Raw genomic sequence first — 17860 nt, 5'->3', positions numbered from 1 at the left:
GCGCGGGCGGGGCGGGGCGCGGCGGCGGGCCGGGCGGGGCGGGGCGGGTCATGTCGGCGGCATAGGCGGGCGCGCGACGGCTGCCAAGCATCCCGTTTTCCCCTCTTGCGCGGCGCCGGGGCCTCGGCTTCCCTCTGCGGCAGAGACAGGGCGAAGCTCCCGGGGAGACCAAGATCATGTTCCGACGCCAAATGCTGGGCGCCGCGGCCGGCCTGGCCGCCACTGGCGCGCTGCCGCGCTTCGCCATCGCCCAGGGCAATGCGCAGCGCGTGCTGAAATTCATCCCGCAGGCCGATCTGGCGGTGGCCGACCCGATCATCACCACCGCCTATGTGACGCGCAACCACGGCTACCTGGTCTGGGACACGCTCTACGGCTTCGACCAGGACTACAAGCCGCAGCCGCAGATGGTGCGCGGCCATGTCGTCGAGGATGGCGGCAAGAGCGTCACCATGACGCTGCGCGACGGGCTGAAGTTCCACGATGGCGAGCCGGTGCGGGCGCGTGACTGCGTGGCCTCGATCCAGCGCTGGGCCAAGCGCGACGCGCTGGGCCAGGTGATGGTGACGGTGCTGGACGAGCTGTCGGCGCCGGACGACAAGACCATCCGCTTCCGCTTCAAGCAGCCCTTCCCGCTGCTGTTCGAGGCGCTGGGCAAGCCGGCCTCGCCGGTCTGCTTCATCATGCCCGAGCGCATCGCCCGCACCGACGCGGCGGTCGCGGTGCGCGAGATGATCGGCTCCGGCCCGTTCCGCTTCAAGCAGGATGAGCGGGTGCCGGGCGCGCGCATCGTCTATGAGCGCTTCGCCGACTATGTGCCGCGCGAGGACGGGCCGGTCAGCTGGACCTCCGGCCCGAAGCGGGCGCATTTCGACCGCATCGAATGGCATGTCATGCCGGACGCGGCGACCGCCGCCAACGCGCTGCAGAGCGGCGAGGCGGATTGGTGGGAGCAGCCGCCGGGCGATCTGCAGGCGCTGCTGCGGCGCAACCGCAACGTCAACCTGGAGATCCAGGACCCGACCGGGCTGATGGGCATCGCCCGCTTCAACCACCTGCACCCGCCCTTCAACAACCCGGCGGTGCGGCGCGCGCTGCTCGGCGCCGTCACCCAGGCCGACTACATGACGGCGGTGATCGGCACCGACACCAGCCTGTGGCGCGACAAGGTGGGCATCTTCACCCCCGACACGCCGCTGGCCAATGACGCGGGCATGGAGGTGCTGACCAGCCCGCGCGACTACGACAAGGTCAAGCGCGACCTGGCCGCCGCCGGCTACAAGGGCGAGAAGGTGGTGCTGATCGCCGCCTCCGACTTCCCTTCGCTGAACGCGCTGGCGCAGGTCGGCCACGACATGCTGCAGAAGAGCGGCGTGAACGTCGAGTTCGTCTCCACCGACTGGGGCACGGTGGTGCAGCGCCGCGCCAGCAAGGAGGCGCCGGACAAGGGCGGGTGGAGCATGTTCTTCACCTTCTGGGCCGGGCTCGACATGGCCAATCCGGGCGTGCAGCAGGCGCTGCGCGGGCATGGCCAGTCCGCCTGGTTCGGCTGGCCCACCGCGCCGAAGCTGGAGGAACTGCGCGGCGCCTGGTTCGAGGCGCCGGACCTCGCGGCGCAGCAGGAGATCGCCAAGCAGATCCAGCTGCAGGCCTTCCAGGACGTGCCCTACCTGCCGCTCGGCCAGTATTTCCAGGCCTGGGCCTATCGCCGCAACCTGACCGGCGTGCTGAAGGGCCTGCCGATGTTCTGGAACGTGCAACGCGGCTGAGCGTTCTGCACCGCAATAAGGCATGCGCGCGGCCGGGAGATCCTCCCGGCCGCTTTTTGTTGGCCGAAGCGGCTTGCGGGGGGCGCCCGCGCTGCGGTTCCATCGCTGCCGGAGACTTCACGGGGCCGTGCGGGCGAAGATCCGCCGGCCCCGCACCGGGAGACGAAGGATGAAACGACGCAGCCTGCTGGCGGGCGGTGCGGGGCTTGGCCTCGCCGGCGCCGGGCTTGGCGCCCTGCCGCGCTTCGCGATCGCCCAGCCGGCCTCGGCCCGGGTGCTGAAATTCGTGCCCCAGGCCAACCTCACCAGCCTGGACCCGATCTGGACCACCGCCACCGTGACGCGCAATCACGGCTACATGGTCTATGACTGCCTCTACGGCACCGATGCGGGCTTCAACCCGCGGCCGCAAATGGCGGAAGGGGCGCTGTTCGAGGAGGACAACCGCCGCGTCACCATCACGCTGCGCCCAGGCCTGCGCTTCCATGACGGAGAGCCGGTGCGGGCGGCCGATGTGGTGGCCAGCCTGTCGCGCTGGATGAAGCGCAGCCCGGTTGGCCAGAAGCTGGAGACGGTGGTGGACGAGCTCTCCGCCACCGATGACCGCAAGCTGGTGTTCCGGCTGAAGCGACCCTTCCCGCGGCTGCTGCACGCGCTGGGCTCGGCCGCCTCGCCGGCGCCGGTGATCATGCCGGAGCGGCTGGCGCGCACCGACCCGTTCCGCCAGGTGACCGAGGCGGTGGGCTCCGGCCCGTTCCGCTTCAAGGCCGACGAATACAACAGCGGCAGCTTCATGGCCTGGGAGCGCAACCCGGACTACAGCCCGACGCCGGTCGGCGCGCCGAGCCTGACGGCGGGGCCGAAGCGCGTGCATTTCGACCGCGTCGAATGGCACATCATCACCGACCCCTCCACCGCCGCCGCCGCCTTGCAGAGCGGCGAGATGGACTGGGTGGAGCAGCCGCCGCCGGAATTGCAGCCGCTGCTGCGGCGCAACCGCAACCTGGTGGTCGACAAGATCGACCCGCTGCCCAATGTCGGCGTGCTGCGCTTCAACCATCTGCACCCGCCCTTCGACAATCCGGCGATCCGCCGCGCCCTGCTGCCGGCGGTGAGCCAGGCCGATTTCATGACCAGCATCGTCGGCCCCGAGCCCGGCGAATGGGTCGAGAATGTCGGCGTCTTCACCCCCGGCACGCCGCTCGCCACCACCGCCGGGCTGGAAGCCTTGCAGGGGCCGCGCAGCATCGAGCGCGCCCGCGCCGCGCTGAAGGAGGCGGGCTACAACAACGAACTGGTTCGTCTGATCGGCCCCACCGACATCCTGGCGCCGGCCGCCATCACCCAGGTCTGCGCCGATCTCTACCGGCGGCTCGGGCTGAACCTCGACGTGGTGCTGACCGATTGGGGCAGCACGGTGCAGCGCCGCACCTCGCGCGAGCCGGTGGACAAGGGCGGCTGGTCGACCGTGCTGACCACCTTCTCCTCCTTCGAGTTCGCCGATCCGGCCGGGCATTTCCCGCTGCGCGGCAACGGGCTCGGCGGCTGGCCGGGCTGGCCCACCAGCCCGAGGCTGGAGGCGCTGCGCGATTCCTGGTTCGAGGCGCCGGATCTCGCGGAGCAGAAGCGCATCGCCGCCGAGATGCAGGTGGTCGCCATGCAGGAACTGCCCTTCGTGCCGATCGGTGCCTACTACACCAACACCGCGCACAAGCGGGCGCTGGTGGACCGCGTGCCGGGCTTCGCGCTGTTCTGGAATCTGCGCCGCGACGGGTGAGGCGCCGCCGCCATGCCGCGCGGCGGTATCGCGCAGCGATGCGCGGTGCCGGCCGCCGGCGGCGGCGCGGTGCGGAAGCGCGGCGCGGATCGTCAGGCTTCCTTGAACAGAAGCGCGATCCGCCCGATGCTGGCGCCGAAGCGCGGCGCCACGCCGCACCGGGACCGGTTCGAACACCGGCCGCAAGACCGGCACGGCCGCAAAGGCCGGCCAATGGCACGCAACGTGCCGGGGATGCAGGGAACGCCGCGGGACAGGGCCGCGGCAGAACGGGAACAGGCGGCCCTCGCGCCGCCGGACGGGAGAGAAGGGTATGACGATCGAACGCAGGTCCTTGCTGAAGCTGGCCGCCGGCGGTGGCGCCCTCGGGGCCTTCGGCGGGCTGGCGGGCGGCCTGTCCGCGCCGGCCCTGGCGCAGGGCGCCGCCGCGCGCACGCTGCGCTTCGTGCCGCAGGCGAACCTCGCCAATTTCGACCCGATCTGGGGCACCCAGTATGTCGTGCGCAACGCCGCCATGCTGGTCTGGGACACGCTCTACGGTCTCGATTCGAAGCTCGAGCCGAAGCGGCAGATGGTGGAGAGCGAGCAGGTCTCCGCCGACGGGCTGACCTGGACCTTCAAGCTGCGCTCCGGGCTGAAGTTCCACGACAACACGCCCGTCCTGGCCAAGGATGCGGTCGCCAGCCTGACGCGCTGGGCGGTGCGCGACCCGATGGGGCAGATGATCCGCGCCATCCAGAACGAGCTGGTGGCGGTGGATGACAGCACCTTCCGCTGGTCGCTGAAGCAGCCCTATCCGAAGATGCTGCTGGCGCTGGCCAAGAACAACGCGCCCTGCAGCTTCGTCATGCCGGAGCGCATCGCCAGGACCGACCCGTTCCAGCAGATCAGCGAGTATGTCGGCTCCGGCCCGTTCCGCTTCGTGCGCGAGGAATGGGTGCCCGGCGCCCGCGCCGTGTTCCAGAAGTTCGACGGCTACGTGCCGCGCGACGAGGCGCCGGACTGGATGGCGGGCGGCAAGCGCGTCATGGTCGACCGCGTCGAATGGGTGATCATGCCCGACCCGGCCACCGCCTCCTCCGCCCTGCAGAATGGCGAGGTGGACTGGTGGGAGAACCCGATCAGCGACCTGGTGCCGCTGCTGCGCCGCAACCGCAATGTCAGCGTCGACATCGCCGACCCGCTCGGCAATATCGGCAGCCTGCGCATGAACCACCTGCACGCGCCCTTCAACGACCCGCGCGCCCGCCGCGCCGTGCTGATGGCGCTGAGCCAGGAGGACTACATGCGCGCGCTGGTCGGCGACGACAACGCGCTGTGGAAGGCCAACCCCTCCTTCTTCACCCATGGCACGCCGCTCTACACCGAGGAGGGCGGCGACATCCTGAAGGGGCCGCGCGACTACGAGGCCGCCAAGAAGCTGCTGGCCGAGGCCGGCTACAACGGCCAGCCCATCACCCTGCTGGTGGCGCAGGACCAGCCGATCACCAAGGCCTTCGGCGACGTCACCGCCGACCTGCTGAAGCGCATCGGCATGAATGTCGATTTCGTGGCCACCGACTGGGGGACGGTGGGCAGCCGCCGCGCCATGAAGAACCCGCCCGGCCAGGGCGGCTGGCACATCTTCCACACCTGGCACGCGGGGGCGGACTGCCTCAACCCCGCCGCCTACACCGCGATCCGCGCCAATGGCGATGGCGCGTGGTTCGGCTGGCCGAAGAACGACCAGCTCGAAGCCTATCGCGACGAATGGTTTGCCGCGCCGAACATGGAGGCCGAGAAAGCGGCCATCGCCAAGATGAACCGGGAAGCGATGAATTTCGGCCTCTACGGGCCGACCGGCTTCTTCCTCTCCTACCAGGCCTGGCGGAGGAACGTGTCCGGTGTCGTGAAGGCACCGATCCCGTTCTTCTGGGGCGTCTCCAAGAGCTGATCGAAGAGCATGTTCGCCTACATCGTCCGACGTGTCCTGGCGACCATCCCCGTGATGGCGATCGTCGCCTTGTTTGTCTTCAGCCTGCTCTACATCGCCCCCGGCGATCCGGCGGCGGTCATCGCGGGTGACCAGGCCACGCCGGCCGATGTGGAGCGGATCCGCGCCAGCCTCGGCCTCGACCGCCCCTTCCTGGTGCGGTTCGGGGAATGGGTGTTCCGCATCCTGCAGGGCGACCTCGGCGTCTCCATCTTCACCAACCTGCCGGTGACGCGGATGATCGCCCAGCGCATCGAGCCCACGCTGTCGCTGATGATCGTCACCCTGATCCTGGCCGTCACCATCGCCGTGCCGATGGGCGTGGTCGCCGCCTGGAAGGCCGGCTCCTGGATCGACCGCTGCGTCATGGCCTTCGCCGTGCTCGGCTTCTCGGTGCCGGTCTTCGTGGTGGGCTACCTGCTGGCCTATTACTTCGCGCTGGAACTCGACTGGTTCCCGGTGCAGGGCTACACGCCCTTCTCGCGCGGCTTCGGGCCGTGGCTGTCCAACCTGGTGCTGCCCTCGGTGGCGCTGGGCGGCGTCTATATCGCGCTGATCGCCCGCATCACCCGCGCCACCATGCTGGAAGTGCTGCAGCAGGACTACATCCGCACCGCGCGCGCCAAGGGCGCGGGGCAGACCACGCTGCTCTTCGTCCACGCGCTGAAGAACGCCGCCGTGCCGATCGTCACCGTCATCGGCATCGGCGTCGCGCTGCTGATCGGCGGCGCGGTGGTGACCGAGAGCGTCTTCGCCATCCCCGGCCTGGGCCGGCTGACGGTGGATGCCATCCTGCGCCGCGACTACCCGGTGATCCAGGGCGTGATCCTGCTGTTCAGCTTCGTCTATGTGCTGGTCAATCTTCTGATCGACCTGAGCTACACCCTGTTCGACCCGAGGATCCGGTATTGAGCACCTCCATCCTGCCCCCGGGGGCCGTCTCGCCGCAGGACGTCGCCGTGGCGCCGGCCATGCCGGACATCATGGCGCAGAAGCAGACGCGCAAGGGCGTGCTCGGCTACCTGCTGCGCCACCCGACCATCGCCATCGGCGGCTTCCTGCTGCTGCTGATGCTGGCCATCGCCGTCTTCGCGCCCTATCTCTGGACCAAGGACCCGACGGCGCTGGCACCGGCCATGCGCACCCGCGACCCCTCGGCGCGCTTCTGGTTCGGTACCGACATGCTGGGGCGCGACGTCTATTCGCGCGTGCTCTACGGTACCCGCGTCTCGCTGCAGGTGGGCTTCGGCGTCGCCTTCTTCGCCTCCATCATCGGGCTGGCCATCGGCCTGGTCTCGGGCTTCGTGCGCTGGGCCGACAGCATCATCATGCGGGTGATGGACGGCATCATGTCGATTCCCTCCATCCTGCTGGCCATCGCGCTGATGGCGCTGACCCGCGGCTCGGTCGGCAACGTCATCCTGGCGATCACCATCGCCGAGATCCCGCGCGTCTCCCGCCTGGTGCGCGGCGTGGTGCTGAGCCTGCGCGAGCAGCCCTATGTCGATGCCGCCATCGCCTCCGGCACGCGCACGCCGGTGATCATCTGGCGCCACATCCTGCCCAACACGCTCGCGCCGATGACGGTGCAGGCGACCTATATCTGCGCCAGCGCCATGATCGCCGAGGCGATCCTGTCCTTCATCGGCGCCGGCACGCCGCCGATCATCCCGTCCTGGGGCAACATCATGGCCGAGGGCCGGGCGCTCTGGCAGGTCAAGCCCTACATCGTCTTCTTCCCGGCGGTGTTCCTCTCCATCACCGTGCTGGCGGTGAACCTGCTGGGCGACGGCCTGCGGGATTCGCTCGACCCGCGCGCCGCGAAGCGGGTGTAAGACCATGGCCCTGCTCGAAGTCGAGAACCTGCAGACGCATTTCCGCACCCCCGATGGCGGCGTGAACCGCGCCGTCGACGGGCTCTCCTTCTCGGTGGAGGCGGGTGAGACCGTCGCCATCGTGGGCGAATCCGGCTGCGGCAAATCCGTCACCTCCATGTCGATCCTGCGGCTGATCCCGGAGCCGCCGGGCAAGATCGCGGGCTCCATCCGCTTCAACGGCAAGGATCTGCTGAAGGTCTCGGACCGCGAGATGCGCGCCATCCGCGGCAACGAGATCAGCATGATCTTCCAGGAGCCGATGACCTCGCTGAACCCGGTGCTGACCATCGGCCAGCAGATCGGCGAGGCGCTGCGCCTGCACCAGGGCCTCTCCCGCTCCCAGGCCGAGGCCAAGGCGGTGGAGATGCTGACGCTGGTCGGCATCCCGGCGCCGGCCAAGCGGGTGAAGGAATATCCGCACCAGCTCTCGGGCGGCATGCGCCAGCGCGTGATGATCGCGATCGCGCTCGCCTGCAATCCGAAGCTGCTGATCGCCGACGAGCCGACCACCGCGCTCGACGTGACGATCCAGGCGCAGATCCTCGACCTGATGCGCGACCTGAAGCGCACCGTCGGCGCCGCCATCGTGCTGATCACCCATGATCTCGGCGTTGTCGCCGAGGTCGCGGAGCGGGTGATCGTCATGTATGCTGGCCGCAAGGTGGAGGAGGCCAGGGTCGAGGAGCTGTTCCGCGCGCCGAAGCACCCCTACACCCAGGGGCTGCTGGGTGCCGTGCCGAAGCTCGGCTCCTCGCTCACCGGCGAGACCGAGCGTCTGGCCGAGATCCCCGGCCTGGTGCCCAGCCTGAAGCAGAAGATCCAGGGCTGCGTCTTCGCCGGACGCTGCCCGCATGTCACCGAACTCTGCCGCGAGGTCGCGCCGGGGCTCGAGGAGAAGGCGCCGGGCCATATCGCGGCCTGCCACTACGCGGTGAAGGAGGCCGTGGCCGCATGAGCATGACCATGGGCACCCATCCGGCGCATCGCGCGCCTTCCCGCTCCAGCCGCCCGCTGTTGGAGGTGAACGACCTGAAGAAGCACTTCCCGATCAAGGCGGGCTTCTTCGGCGGCACCACCGGCCATGTCTATGCCGTCGACGGCGTCTCCTTCCATATCGAGAAGGGCGAGACGCTGTCCCTGGTGGGCGAATCCGGCTGCGGCAAGTCGACCGTCGGCAAGGCGCTGCTGCGGCTCTTCCCGCCCACCGCCGGGCAGGTGGTGCTGGACGGGCAGCGCATCGACGACCTCTCCCAGGGCAAGCTGCGGCCGCTGCGCCGGCGCATGGGCGTGGTGTTCCAGGATCCGTTCTCCAGCCTCAACCCGCGCATGCGGGTGAAGGATCTGCTGGCCGAGCCGATCCGCAATTTCGGCCTGGCGAAGAACAGCGCGGACCTCGACGAGCGCGTGGCCAGGCTGATGGACACGGTGCGCCTGCCGCGCGACGCGGTGAACCGCTGGCCGCATGAATTCTCCGGCGGCCAGCGCCAGCGCATCTGCATCGCCCGCGCGCTGGCCGGCGAGCCGGACCTGATCATCTGCGACGAGGCGGTCTCCGCGCTCGACGTCTCGGTGAAGGCGCAGATCGTCAACCTGCTGCAGGACCTGCAGCGGGAGCTGGGGCTGGCGCTGCTGTTCATCAGCCACGACCTGGCCATCGTCGAGCACATGACGCATCGGGTCGCGGTGATGTATCTCGGCAAGATCGTCGAGATCGCGCCGCGCCGGCAGCTCTTCGGCGCGCCGAAGCACCCCTATACCGAGGCGCTGCTCTCCGCCGTGCCGGTGCCGGAGCCGGGGGCGGGGCGCCAGCGCATCGTGCTGACGGGCGATGTGCCGAGCCCGATCAACCCGCCCAAGGGCTGCCGTTTCCACACCCGCTGCCCCTATGCCTTCGACCGCTGCCGTGTCGACGAGCCGCAGTTGCAGCAGACGGAGCTGGGGCAATGGTCGGCCTGCCATCTGCACGACCTGCCGGCGGAGAAGAACCCGCTGGCACGCAGCCTGCCAGAGATGGCCTAGAGCCTTCTTTTTCTGAAGAAAAAGAAGCAAAAAGACTTTTTCATTTTGGCGTCCCGCCTCAGGTCTGAGGCGGGACGCCAACGGAAAGAAAGTTTTTGGTTCTTTTTTCAAAAAGAACATGAATCTTGGAATCTCAGGGCCGGGGAGGGGGACCTCTCCGGCCCGCTTGCATCGCCCTTGATTTGCGACTAAATCTCAATCGCGATCAAATCGCACCCGCTCTTCGCCATGCGCCCGCTTGACGGGCCGCCGCCGCTTGGATGACCCTTCCCGCCAGGGACGCCGCGTCGCGCGGCGCCGTCTGCATGGGGGAGACGCGGCATGCCGCAAGTCACGCTGACCGTGAACGGCAAGAGCCACAGCATCGAGGTCGAGGCGCGCACGCTGCTGGTCGAGGCGCTGCGCGAGACGCTGCGCCTGACCGGCACGCATGTCGGCTGCGACACCAGCCAGTGCGGCGCCTGCGTGGTGCATCTGGATGGCGAGAGCGTGAAGTCCTGCACCATCCTGGCGGTGCAGGCCGATGGCGGGTCGGTGACCACCATCGAGGGGCTGGCGGCGGCCGACGGCACGCTGCACCCGATGCAGGAAGCCTTCCGCGAATACCACGCGCTGCAATGCGGCTTCTGCACCCCGGGCATGGTGATGAGCGCCATCGACTTGGTGAACAAGCACCCGCAGGGCCTGTCGGAGGCCGAGATCCGCGAGGGGCTGGAAGGCAATATCTGCCGCTGCACCGGCTACCACAACATCGTGAAGGCCATCGCCGCGGCCGCCGAGGTGATGCAGGGCCGCGCGGCCGAGGTGGCGCGCGCCGCCGAGTAGCCTGCCGCATCCGTTCGCGACCGGCCGCCATAAGGCCGGCGTGACACCGAACATCACGCCTTGGGAGGCGAAGTCCATGAATGTCACCCTGCCCCATGAGGGGATCGGGGCCAGCGTGAGGCGCAAGGAGGATCTGCGCTTCCTCTCTGGCCGCGGCCAGTACACGGACGACATGAACCGTCCCGGCCAGCTGCATGCCTGGATCCTGCGCAGCCCCCATGCCCATGCGCGGATCGACGGCATCGACACGGCCGCCGCCGCCGCCATGCCCGGCGTCGCCGCCGTCTACACGGCGCGCGACATCGAGGCGGCGGGGCTGGGCGGCATTCCTTGCGGCTGGCAGGTCACCGGCAAGGGCGGCAAGGTGATGGCCGAGCCGATGCACCCGGTGCTCGCCAGCGGCAAGGTGCGCCATGTCGGCGACCCGGTGGCCGTGGTCATCGCCGAGAGCAAGGCGCAGGCGCGCGACGCGGCGGAGGCGATCGAGGTCAGCTACACGACGCTGCCGGCGCTTTCCACCATGGCGGCGGCGCTGGCGCCGGGCGCGGCCGCGCTGCATGACGACGCCGCGGACAATCTCTGCTTCGACTGGGAGATCGGCGACGCGGCGGCCACCGACGCGGCGTTTGCCCGCGCGCACAAGGTGGTCCGCTTCGAGACCACCAACAACCGGCTGGTGCCGAACGCCATGGAGCCGCGCGCGGCGTTGGGCGATTACGACCCGAACAGCGGCGAGCACACGCTCATCACCACCAGCCAGAACCCGCATGTCATCCGGCTGCTGATGGGCGCCTTCGTGCTGAAGGTGCCGGAGCACAAGCTGCGCGTGGTGGCGCCCGATGTCGGCGGCGGCTTCGGCAGCAAGATCTACCACTATGCCGAGGAGGCGATCGTCACCTGGGCGGCGGCGCAGCTGAAGCGCCCCGTGAAATGGACCGCCGAGCGCACCGAAAGCTTTTTGTCGGATGCGCATGGCCGCGACCATGTCACCACCGCGGAGCTGGCGCTGGACCAGGACGGCATTTTCCTCGGCCTGCGGGTTTCGACGCTGGCCAATATGGGCGCCTATCTCTCCACCTTCGCGCCCGCCGTGCCGACCTATCTGAGCGCCACGCTGCTGGCCGGCGTCTATCGCACCCCCGCGATCCACGGCCAGGTGAAGGCGGTCTTCACCTCCACCGTGCCGGTCGACGCCTATCGCGGCGCGGGCCGGCCGGAGACCACCTATCTGCTGGAACGCCTCGTGGACGTGGCGGCAAAGGAGATGGGCATGGACCGGCTGGAGATCCGCCGGCGCAATTTCATCCGCCCCGACCAGTTCCCCTACCAGACGCCGGTCGCGCTCCAGTATGACAGCGGCGATTACGAGGCGACGCTGAAGGGCGCCATGGAAGCCTCCGACTATGCCGGCTTCGAGGCGCGGCGGGCCGAGGCCAAAGCGCGCGGCAAGCTGCGCGGCATCGGCGTGTCGACCTATCTGGAGGCCTGCGGCATCGCGCCGTCGAAGCTGGTGGGCTCGCTCGGCGCCCGGGCGGGGCTCTACGAGGTCGCCAATATCCGCGTCCATCCGACGGGCAGCATCTCGGTCTTCACCGGCACGCACAGCCATGGCCAGGGGCATGAGACGACCTTCGCCCAGCTGGTCTCCGAGCAGCTCGGCGTGCCGCTGTCGCAGGTCGAGATCGTGCATGGCGACACCAGCAAGATCCCCTTCGGCATGGGCACCTATGGCTCGCGCTCGCTGGCGGTGGGCGGGGCGGCCATGGTCAAGGCGATGGACAAGATCATCGCCAAGGGCCGCAAAATCGCCGCCCATCTGCTGGAGGCCTCGGTCGAGGATATCGAGTTCGACCGCGGCAATTTCCGTGTCGCCGGCACCGACCGCGCCAAGACGCTGACCGATATCAGCATGGCGGCCTATGTGCCGCACAACTACCCGATCGACGAGATCGAGCCCGGGCTGGAGGAGACCGCCTTCTACGACCCGAAGAACTTCACCTATCCGGGCGGCTGCCATATCTGCGAGGTGGAGATCGACCCGGATACGGGGGAGGTCGCGGTGGTCAACTTCACCGCCTGCGACGATGTCGGCCGCGTGATCAACCCGATGATCGTCGAGGGGCAGATCCAGGGCGGGCTGGCCCAGGGCATCGGCCAGGCGCTGATCGAGCACACCGCCTATGATGCCGATGGCCAGCTGCTGACGGCGAGCTTCAACGACTACGCCATGCCGCGCGCGGCCGATCTGCCGGGCTTCGCCGTCTCCACCGCGACCACGCTCTGCACCCACAACCCGCTGGGGGTGAAGGGCTGTGGCGAGGTCGGCGCCATCGGCTCGCCGCCGGCGGTGATCAACGCCGTGGTGGACGCGCTGCGTGACCATGGCGTGACCCATGTCGAGATGCCCGCGACACCGCTGAAGATCTGGTCCATCATCCACGGCAAGGGGGCGGCCCATGCCCAGCCCCAGGCCGCCGAGTAGGGAAGCGCGCGATGTATGATTTCGCCTACCACAAGCCGTCCAGCATCGCGGATGCGGTGAAGCTGCTGAGCGAGGATCCGGACGCCAAGCCGATCTCCGGCGGCATGACGCTGCTGCCGGCGCTGAAGCACCGGCTGAACCGCCCGACCGCGCTGATCGACCTCTCCGCCATCGCCGAGCTGCGCGGCGTGAAGCAGGAGGGCAATGCGCTGGTGATCGGCGCCATGACCAGGCATTTCGAGGTGGCGACCAACCCGCTGGTGATGGCCTCGATCCCGGCGCTGGCGAAGATGGCCGCCAGCATCGGCGACACCCAGGTGCGCAACCGCGGCACGCTGGGCGGCAGCCTGGCCAACAACGACCCGGCCGCCGACTACCCCTCGGCCGCGCTGGCGCTGGGGGCGACCTTCATCACCGACCGGCGCAGCATCCCGGCCGATGATTTCTTCCAGGGCATGTTCACCACGGCGCTGGAGCCGGGCGAGCTGCTGGTGGCCGTCTCCTTCCCGATTCCGGAGAAGGCGGGCTATGCCAAGCTGCGCAACCCGGCCAGCCGCTACGCCATGACCGGCGTGTTCGTCGCCAAGGGGCCGCAGGGCGTGCGCGTCGCGGTCAATGGCGCCGCCGCCTGCGTCTTCCGCCAGACCGAGATGGAGGCGGCGCTGGCCGCCAACTGGTCGGCCGACGCCATCGCCGGGGTGAAGCAGTCGCCGGATGATCTGAACAGCGACATCCATGGCAGCGCCGAGTATCGCGCGCATCTGGTCAATGTCATGGCGCGGCGGGCCCTGGCTGAAGCCTGAGCGGCCAGCGCGGCGGCGCGGACGGCGCGGCGGGGGCACCCCCGCCGCGTTTTTTGTTGGCCCCTGGCGGTGCCGTCAGGCTAGGACGAAGGCATGGCCTTCAGGCGGCCTGCGAACAGCGCGCGGGGCAGGGGCGTGGCCGGCCGGATCGCGCGCAGATATTGCGTGCTCTCCCTGCCGAACCGCATCGATTCGACTAGCATTCGCAGCCCGGGGGTGCGAGGATAGTTGCGCCGGTCCTGCATCCCGCGGGGCCGCACACTTTTACGGATATAAGACGCAGTGCTTCCGGATAACGATTCGCAGGGCAGCGCCGGGGCCATCGAGGCCGAGGTCAAGTGGTACAACGGCCGCAAGGGGTTCGGCTTCGTGCTGGGCCCGGATGGCCAGGACGTGTTCTTCCACGCCTCGGCGCTGACCGAGGCGGGAATTGAGCCGCCCGAGACCGGCGACAAGCTGGTCTGCGAGATCGGCACGGACCGCCAGGGCCGCCGGCTGGTCACCAAGATCTACGAGCGGAAGCTGGGCCCGGGCGCTCCGGCCGGCGACCGCCCGCGCCGCGACTTCGGCGGCGACCGTGGCGGCTTCGGCGACCGTCCGCCGCGCCGCGATTTCGGCGACCGCCCGCCTCGCCGTGACTTCGGCGACCGTGGCGGCTTCGGCGGTGGCTTCGGCGACCGTCCGCCGCGCCGCGATTTCGGCGACCGTGGCGGCTTCGGCGGTGGCTTCGGCGACCGTCCGCCGCGCCGTGACTTCGGCGACCGTGGCGGCTTCGGCGGCGATCGTGGTGGCTTCGGCGGTGGCGACCGCGGCGGCTTCGGCGCCCCGCGCAGCTTCGGCGACCGTCCGCCGCGCCGCGATTTCGGCGGCCGCGACGAGGGTGGCCCGACCGAGTCCGTCTCCGGCACCGTCAAGTGGTTCGACCAGGTGCGCGGCTTCGGCTTCGTCACCCCGGATGATGGCGGGGCCGATGTGTTCCTGCACTCCTCCGTGCTGCAGCGCGCCGGCAAGCAGGACGTCCAGCAGGGCGAGAAGCTCTCCCTGGAGGTCCGCCAGGGCCAGCGCGGCCGCCAGGCCGTCATCCTGAAGGGCTGATCCGCCCTTCCGGCTGGGTTTCGGGAACCCCCGGCGCCGCGAGGCGCCGGGGGTTTTCGCATGCGCGGCGCCATGCCGGCGGCGTCTTCATCCTTTCTTCAGCTCCTTCCCGGCACAGTGGCGTGGTGGCGGCGGTCGGCCTCCGGGCGAGTCCTGCTGGGGCGTGCCGGGGCGAACCGGACCAGACCACCCGACCAGGAAGGGGCGGCCGGCACCGGCCGCAGGGAAGGCGAGCATGGCAATGGACACATCCTCTCCGCGGCCGGGCGGCCAGGCCGGGGCGATTCCGGCGGGCCTGGCGGGGCTTGGCGCGGCCCTGGCCACGCCGAGGGCGACACCCGGCCACTTGCCGGAGCTCGACCAGCTGCTGAATGTCGGGCGGCAGCTCAGCAGCGCCAAGGCGCTGCTCGACGTCATCGGCCAGGTGATGGACGATGTGGCGCTGCTGACCGATGAGGCGGGGCGGGTGCTGGGCCTGCTCTGCGAGCCGGGCCTGCCGGAAAGCTCCTGGGACGCGGCGCTGCTGCGCTACCGCCATGCCTTCCATGAGATCCTGGCGCTGCTCGCGGCCTCCCGCAATGTCGGCGCCATCCTGCTGCAGGGACAGGGCGACCCGGAGAGCGGCCTGGCCCGCTCGCTGCAGCGGATGGACGGCATCGCCGGCCTGCTGCCGCGCGCCCCGGCCGAGCGGCGCGAGGCGATGCAGACCCTGCCGCATTTCGAGAAGGTGCGCATGGCGGTCGATGAGGCGCGGGACAGCTTCACGCTGGAACGCCGTCAGGTCGAGGCGCAACTCGCCATGAACCTTGAACGGCTTGACCATGAGAATGAGGCGATGGGCGCGCTTGAGGACACCGACCTGACCAAGGAAGCGTCGCGGCTGCAGGCCTTGCAGATCCGCCAGCAACTGGCCGGCCATGCCATCGGTTTGGGCGCGCTGGTGCCGCGTTGCCTACAGGATTTGCGCGGCGGATAGACGCAGGCGAAAATTCCGTAACCTTCGCGGGTTTTCCACCGGTGCCAGGCAAGGCTAGCCTCGCCCCGCATCGGTGGAGGTTCCCTTGACGACACGTCGCTTCCTTTTCGGCACGCTGGCGGGTGCCGCGCTGGCCTCCTGCCTTGGCGGGCTCACGCCCACGCCGCTCCAGGCGCAGGAAGCCGCTTGGCCCAACCGCCCCATCACCCTGATGGGCGGCTTCCCCAACGGCTCCGGCGTCGACATCTACGCCCGCAAGCTGGCCGAGCCGCTGAGCCGCGCCCTCGGCGTGCCGGTGGTGGTGGACAACCGCACCGGCGCCGGCGGCAACATCGCCAGCGACCTCGTCGCCAAGGCGCGGCCGGATGGCTACCTCTTCCTGTTCGGCACCGCCGGCACCCACGCCATCAATGCCAGCCTCTACCGCAACCTGCCCTTCGACGTGGTCAAGGACAGCACGCCCATCACGCATCTGGGCGATGTGCCGAACGTGCTGACGGTGAGCGCGGAGCGGCGGCCGCAATTCGGCACCTGCCAGAGCCTGCTGCAGGCGGCGCGGGCGCGGCCCGGCGCGCTGAACTACGCCTCCACCGGCAATGGCGCCTCCACCCACCTGGCCGGCGCGCAATTCGCCCAGGTGGCGGGCATCGACATCGTGCATGTGCCCTTCCGCGGCCAGCCCGGCGCGCAGACCGCGCTGCTCTCCGGCGATGTGGACCTGTTCTTCAACCAGTCCGGCCCGGCCATCGGCTACATCCAGCAGGGGCAGGTGAAGGGGCTGGCGGTGACCACGGCGCAGCGCCTGCCGGCCCTGCCCGACGTGCCGACGGTGGCCGAGGCCTGCGGCCTGCCGGGCTTCGACAGCAGCACCTGGTACGGCATCTTCGCGCCGCCCGGCCTGCCGGAGCCGATCCAGGCGCGGATGAACGCCGAGATCCAGAAGATCATCACCGCGCCGGAGTTCCGGCAGTGGCTGATCGACACCCAGGGCATCACCCCCTCCACCCTGACCACCCCGGCCGAGTTCCGCGCCGTGCAGGAGCGTGACATCGCCCGCTGGGCCGAGGTGGTGCGCCGCTCCGGCGCCCAGGTGGACTGACACGGAAGGGGGCGGGGTCCTCCCCGCCCCCCCCCCAGGAAAAAGGATCAGCCGCGGCCGACGAAGGGCATCTTCGTCGCCATGACGGTGACGAACTGGATGTTCGCGTCGAGCGGCAGCGACGCCATGTGCAGCACCGTCTCGCCGACATGCGCCACATCCATGCGCGGCTCGGCCAGCATGGTGCCGTTGGGCTGCGGCACGCCGCGCACCATGCGCTCGGTCATCGGCGTCGCGGCATTGCCGACATCGATCTGGCCGCAGGCGATGTCCCATTTCCGCCCGTCCAGGCTGAGCGACTTGGTCAGCCCGGTGATGGCGTGCTTGGTGGCGGTGTAGGGCGCCGAGCCCGGCCGCGGCGCGTGCGCGCTGATCGAGCCGTTGTTGATGATGCGCCCGCCCTGCGGCGATTGCCGCTTCATCAGCGCATAGGCCTCGCGCGCGCAGAGGAAGGCGCCGTGCAGGTTGGCCGCCACCACGCCGAACCAGTCCTCGTCGCTGATCTCGTCGAAATCGACCGAGGGGCTGCCGCGCCCGGCATTGTTGAACAGCAGGTCGCAGCGGCCCCATTGCGCCTCGACGGCGGCGAACAGCGCCTTCACCGAGGCCGGGTCGCCGACATCGGTGGGCACGGCCAGGCAGCGCGGGGCGGCCTCGCCCGCCGCGTCGATGGTCTCCTGCAGCGCCTCGGCCCGGCGGCCGGCCAGCGTCACCCGCCAGCCGGCGCCCAGCAGCGCCAGCGCGGCGGCGCGGCCGATGCCGCTTCCCGCGCCTGTGACCACGGCGATCTTGTTCATGGAGCGTCCTTCCATCATCTCATGGGCCTTCAGCAGCCTTGCCGCCCAGCCTGCGGCCGCCGGCGCGCCCGCGCAAGCCACCCGGCCGGGCCCCGCGGCCGGAGGAGACCATCCGATGCCGCCTCGTCCGCCCATCCGCTCCCGCCGCCTGGCCCTGCTGCTGCCCGGGTTGCTGCTGCCCAGCCTGCTGCTGCCCGCTTTGCCGGCGCTGGCCGATCCCGCCCCGGCGCGGCTGCGGCCCGCGCGCGATGTCGCCGTGCTCTACCGGGTGCAGGGCGGCAACCAGGGGCCGCAGCAGGTGCCGGCCGCCTGGCTGGCGGCACAGCAGCGGCTGCGGCTGGAGCCGCCGGGCCTGCCCGGCTGGATCCT

At 69.9% G+C, this 17860-nt stretch carries 15 protein-coding genes; 14 read left to right on the top strand and 1 reads right to left on the bottom strand.

Going from position 1 to position 17860, the window contains the following annotated elements:
• Window positions 1-176: 176 nt before the first annotated feature.
• The 13 genes from HMPREF0731_RS02445 to HMPREF0731_RS02385 all read left to right on the top strand — a co-directional run bounded on the left by HMPREF0731_RS02445 (window position 177) and on the right by HMPREF0731_RS02385 (window position 16694).
• A complete protein-coding gene (locus HMPREF0731_RS02445) occupies window positions 177-1769 on the top strand; it encodes an ABC transporter substrate-binding protein (RefSeq protein WP_007002418.1) in 1593 nt (530 codons plus the stop codon).
• A gap of 169 nt (window positions 1770-1938) precedes the next feature.
• Window positions 1939-3546 (top strand): ABC transporter substrate-binding protein, encoded by a 1608-nt coding sequence (locus HMPREF0731_RS02440; protein ID WP_040611865.1) that lies wholly within the window; start codon window positions 1939-1941, stop codon window positions 3544-3546.
• 313 nt (window positions 3547-3859) lie between these two features.
• On the top strand, window positions 3860-5479 hold the full coding sequence (locus HMPREF0731_RS02435) for an ABC transporter substrate-binding protein (RefSeq protein ID WP_007002416.1): 1620 nt from the start codon (window positions 3860-3862) through the stop codon (window positions 5477-5479).
• Between the two features lie 9 nt (window positions 5480-5488).
• Window positions 5489-6430, top strand: a complete 942-nt coding sequence (locus HMPREF0731_RS02430; RefSeq protein ID WP_007002415.1) for an ABC transporter permease — start codon at window positions 5489-5491, stop codon at window positions 6428-6430.
• Window positions 6427-7353, top strand: coding sequence for an ABC transporter permease (locus HMPREF0731_RS02425; RefSeq protein WP_007002414.1), 927 nt, complete (start codon window positions 6427-6429; stop codon window positions 7351-7353). The genes HMPREF0731_RS02430 and HMPREF0731_RS02425 overlap by 4 nt, the downstream gene beginning before the upstream one ends.
• 4 nt (window positions 7354-7357) lie before the next feature.
• Window positions 7358-8350, top strand: coding sequence for an ABC transporter ATP-binding protein (locus HMPREF0731_RS02420; RefSeq protein ID WP_007002413.1), 993 nt, complete (start codon window positions 7358-7360; stop codon window positions 8348-8350).
• Window positions 8347-9414 carry an ABC transporter ATP-binding protein gene (locus HMPREF0731_RS02415; RefSeq protein ID WP_007002412.1) on the top strand — a complete coding sequence of 356 codons (1068 nt, stop codon included), beginning with the start codon at window positions 8347-8349 and terminating at the stop codon, window positions 9412-9414. The genes HMPREF0731_RS02420 and HMPREF0731_RS02415 overlap by 4 nt, the downstream gene beginning before the upstream one ends.
• Window positions 9415-9735: 321 nt before the next feature.
• Window positions 9736-10239: a (2Fe-2S)-binding protein gene (locus tag HMPREF0731_RS02410; protein WP_007002410.1), complete on the top strand. Its 504-nt coding sequence runs from the start codon at window positions 9736-9738 to the stop codon at window positions 10237-10239.
• Window positions 10240-10315: 76 nt separating this feature from the next.
• Window positions 10316-12721, top strand: a complete 2406-nt coding sequence (locus HMPREF0731_RS02405) for a xanthine dehydrogenase family protein molybdopterin-binding subunit (RefSeq protein ID WP_040611863.1) — start codon at window positions 10316-10318, stop codon at window positions 12719-12721.
• Between the two features lie 11 nt (window positions 12722-12732).
• Window positions 12733-13524: an FAD binding domain-containing protein gene (locus tag HMPREF0731_RS02400; protein WP_007002408.1), complete on the top strand. Its 792-nt coding sequence runs from the start codon at window positions 12733-12735 to the stop codon at window positions 13522-13524.
• Window positions 13525-13806: 282 nt separating this feature from the next.
• Window positions 13807-14619 carry a cold-shock protein gene (locus HMPREF0731_RS02395; RefSeq protein WP_007002406.1) on the top strand — a complete coding sequence of 271 codons (813 nt, stop codon included), beginning with the start codon at window positions 13807-13809 and terminating at the stop codon, window positions 14617-14619.
• Window positions 14620-14860: 241 nt separating this feature from the next.
• Window positions 14861-15595 (top strand): hypothetical protein, encoded by a 735-nt coding sequence (locus HMPREF0731_RS02390; protein WP_157135892.1) that lies wholly within the window; start codon window positions 14861-14863, stop codon window positions 15593-15595.
• An 85-nt stretch (window positions 15596-15680) separates the two neighbouring features.
• A complete protein-coding gene (locus HMPREF0731_RS02385) occupies window positions 15681-16694 on the top strand; it encodes a Bug family tripartite tricarboxylate transporter substrate binding protein (RefSeq protein WP_040611857.1) in 1014 nt (337 codons plus the stop codon).
• A gap of 47 nt (window positions 16695-16741) precedes the next feature.
• Here HMPREF0731_RS02385 and HMPREF0731_RS02380 read toward each other — a convergent pair whose 3' ends face one another.
• Entirely contained in the window at window positions 16742-17491 is a 750-nt protein-coding gene (locus tag HMPREF0731_RS02380) for an SDR family oxidoreductase (RefSeq protein WP_040611855.1), read from the bottom strand.
• Between the two features lie 115 nt (window positions 17492-17606).
• Between HMPREF0731_RS02380 and HMPREF0731_RS24885 the strand changes: the two genes are divergently transcribed.
• Window positions 17607-17860, top strand: a 254-nt coding sequence (locus tag HMPREF0731_RS24885) for a hypothetical protein (RefSeq protein ID WP_040611853.1), incomplete at its 3' end; no start/stop codon positions are given.

The sequence above is a fragment of the Pseudoroseomonas cervicalis ATCC 49957 genome (assembly GCF_000164635.1).
Taxonomy (GTDB): Bacteria; Pseudomonadota; Alphaproteobacteria; order Acetobacterales; family Acetobacteraceae; genus Pseudoroseomonas; species Pseudoroseomonas cervicalis.
Note: the sequence above shows the minus strand (reverse complement) of the source record. Positions and strands in the feature narration are given on the sequence as shown.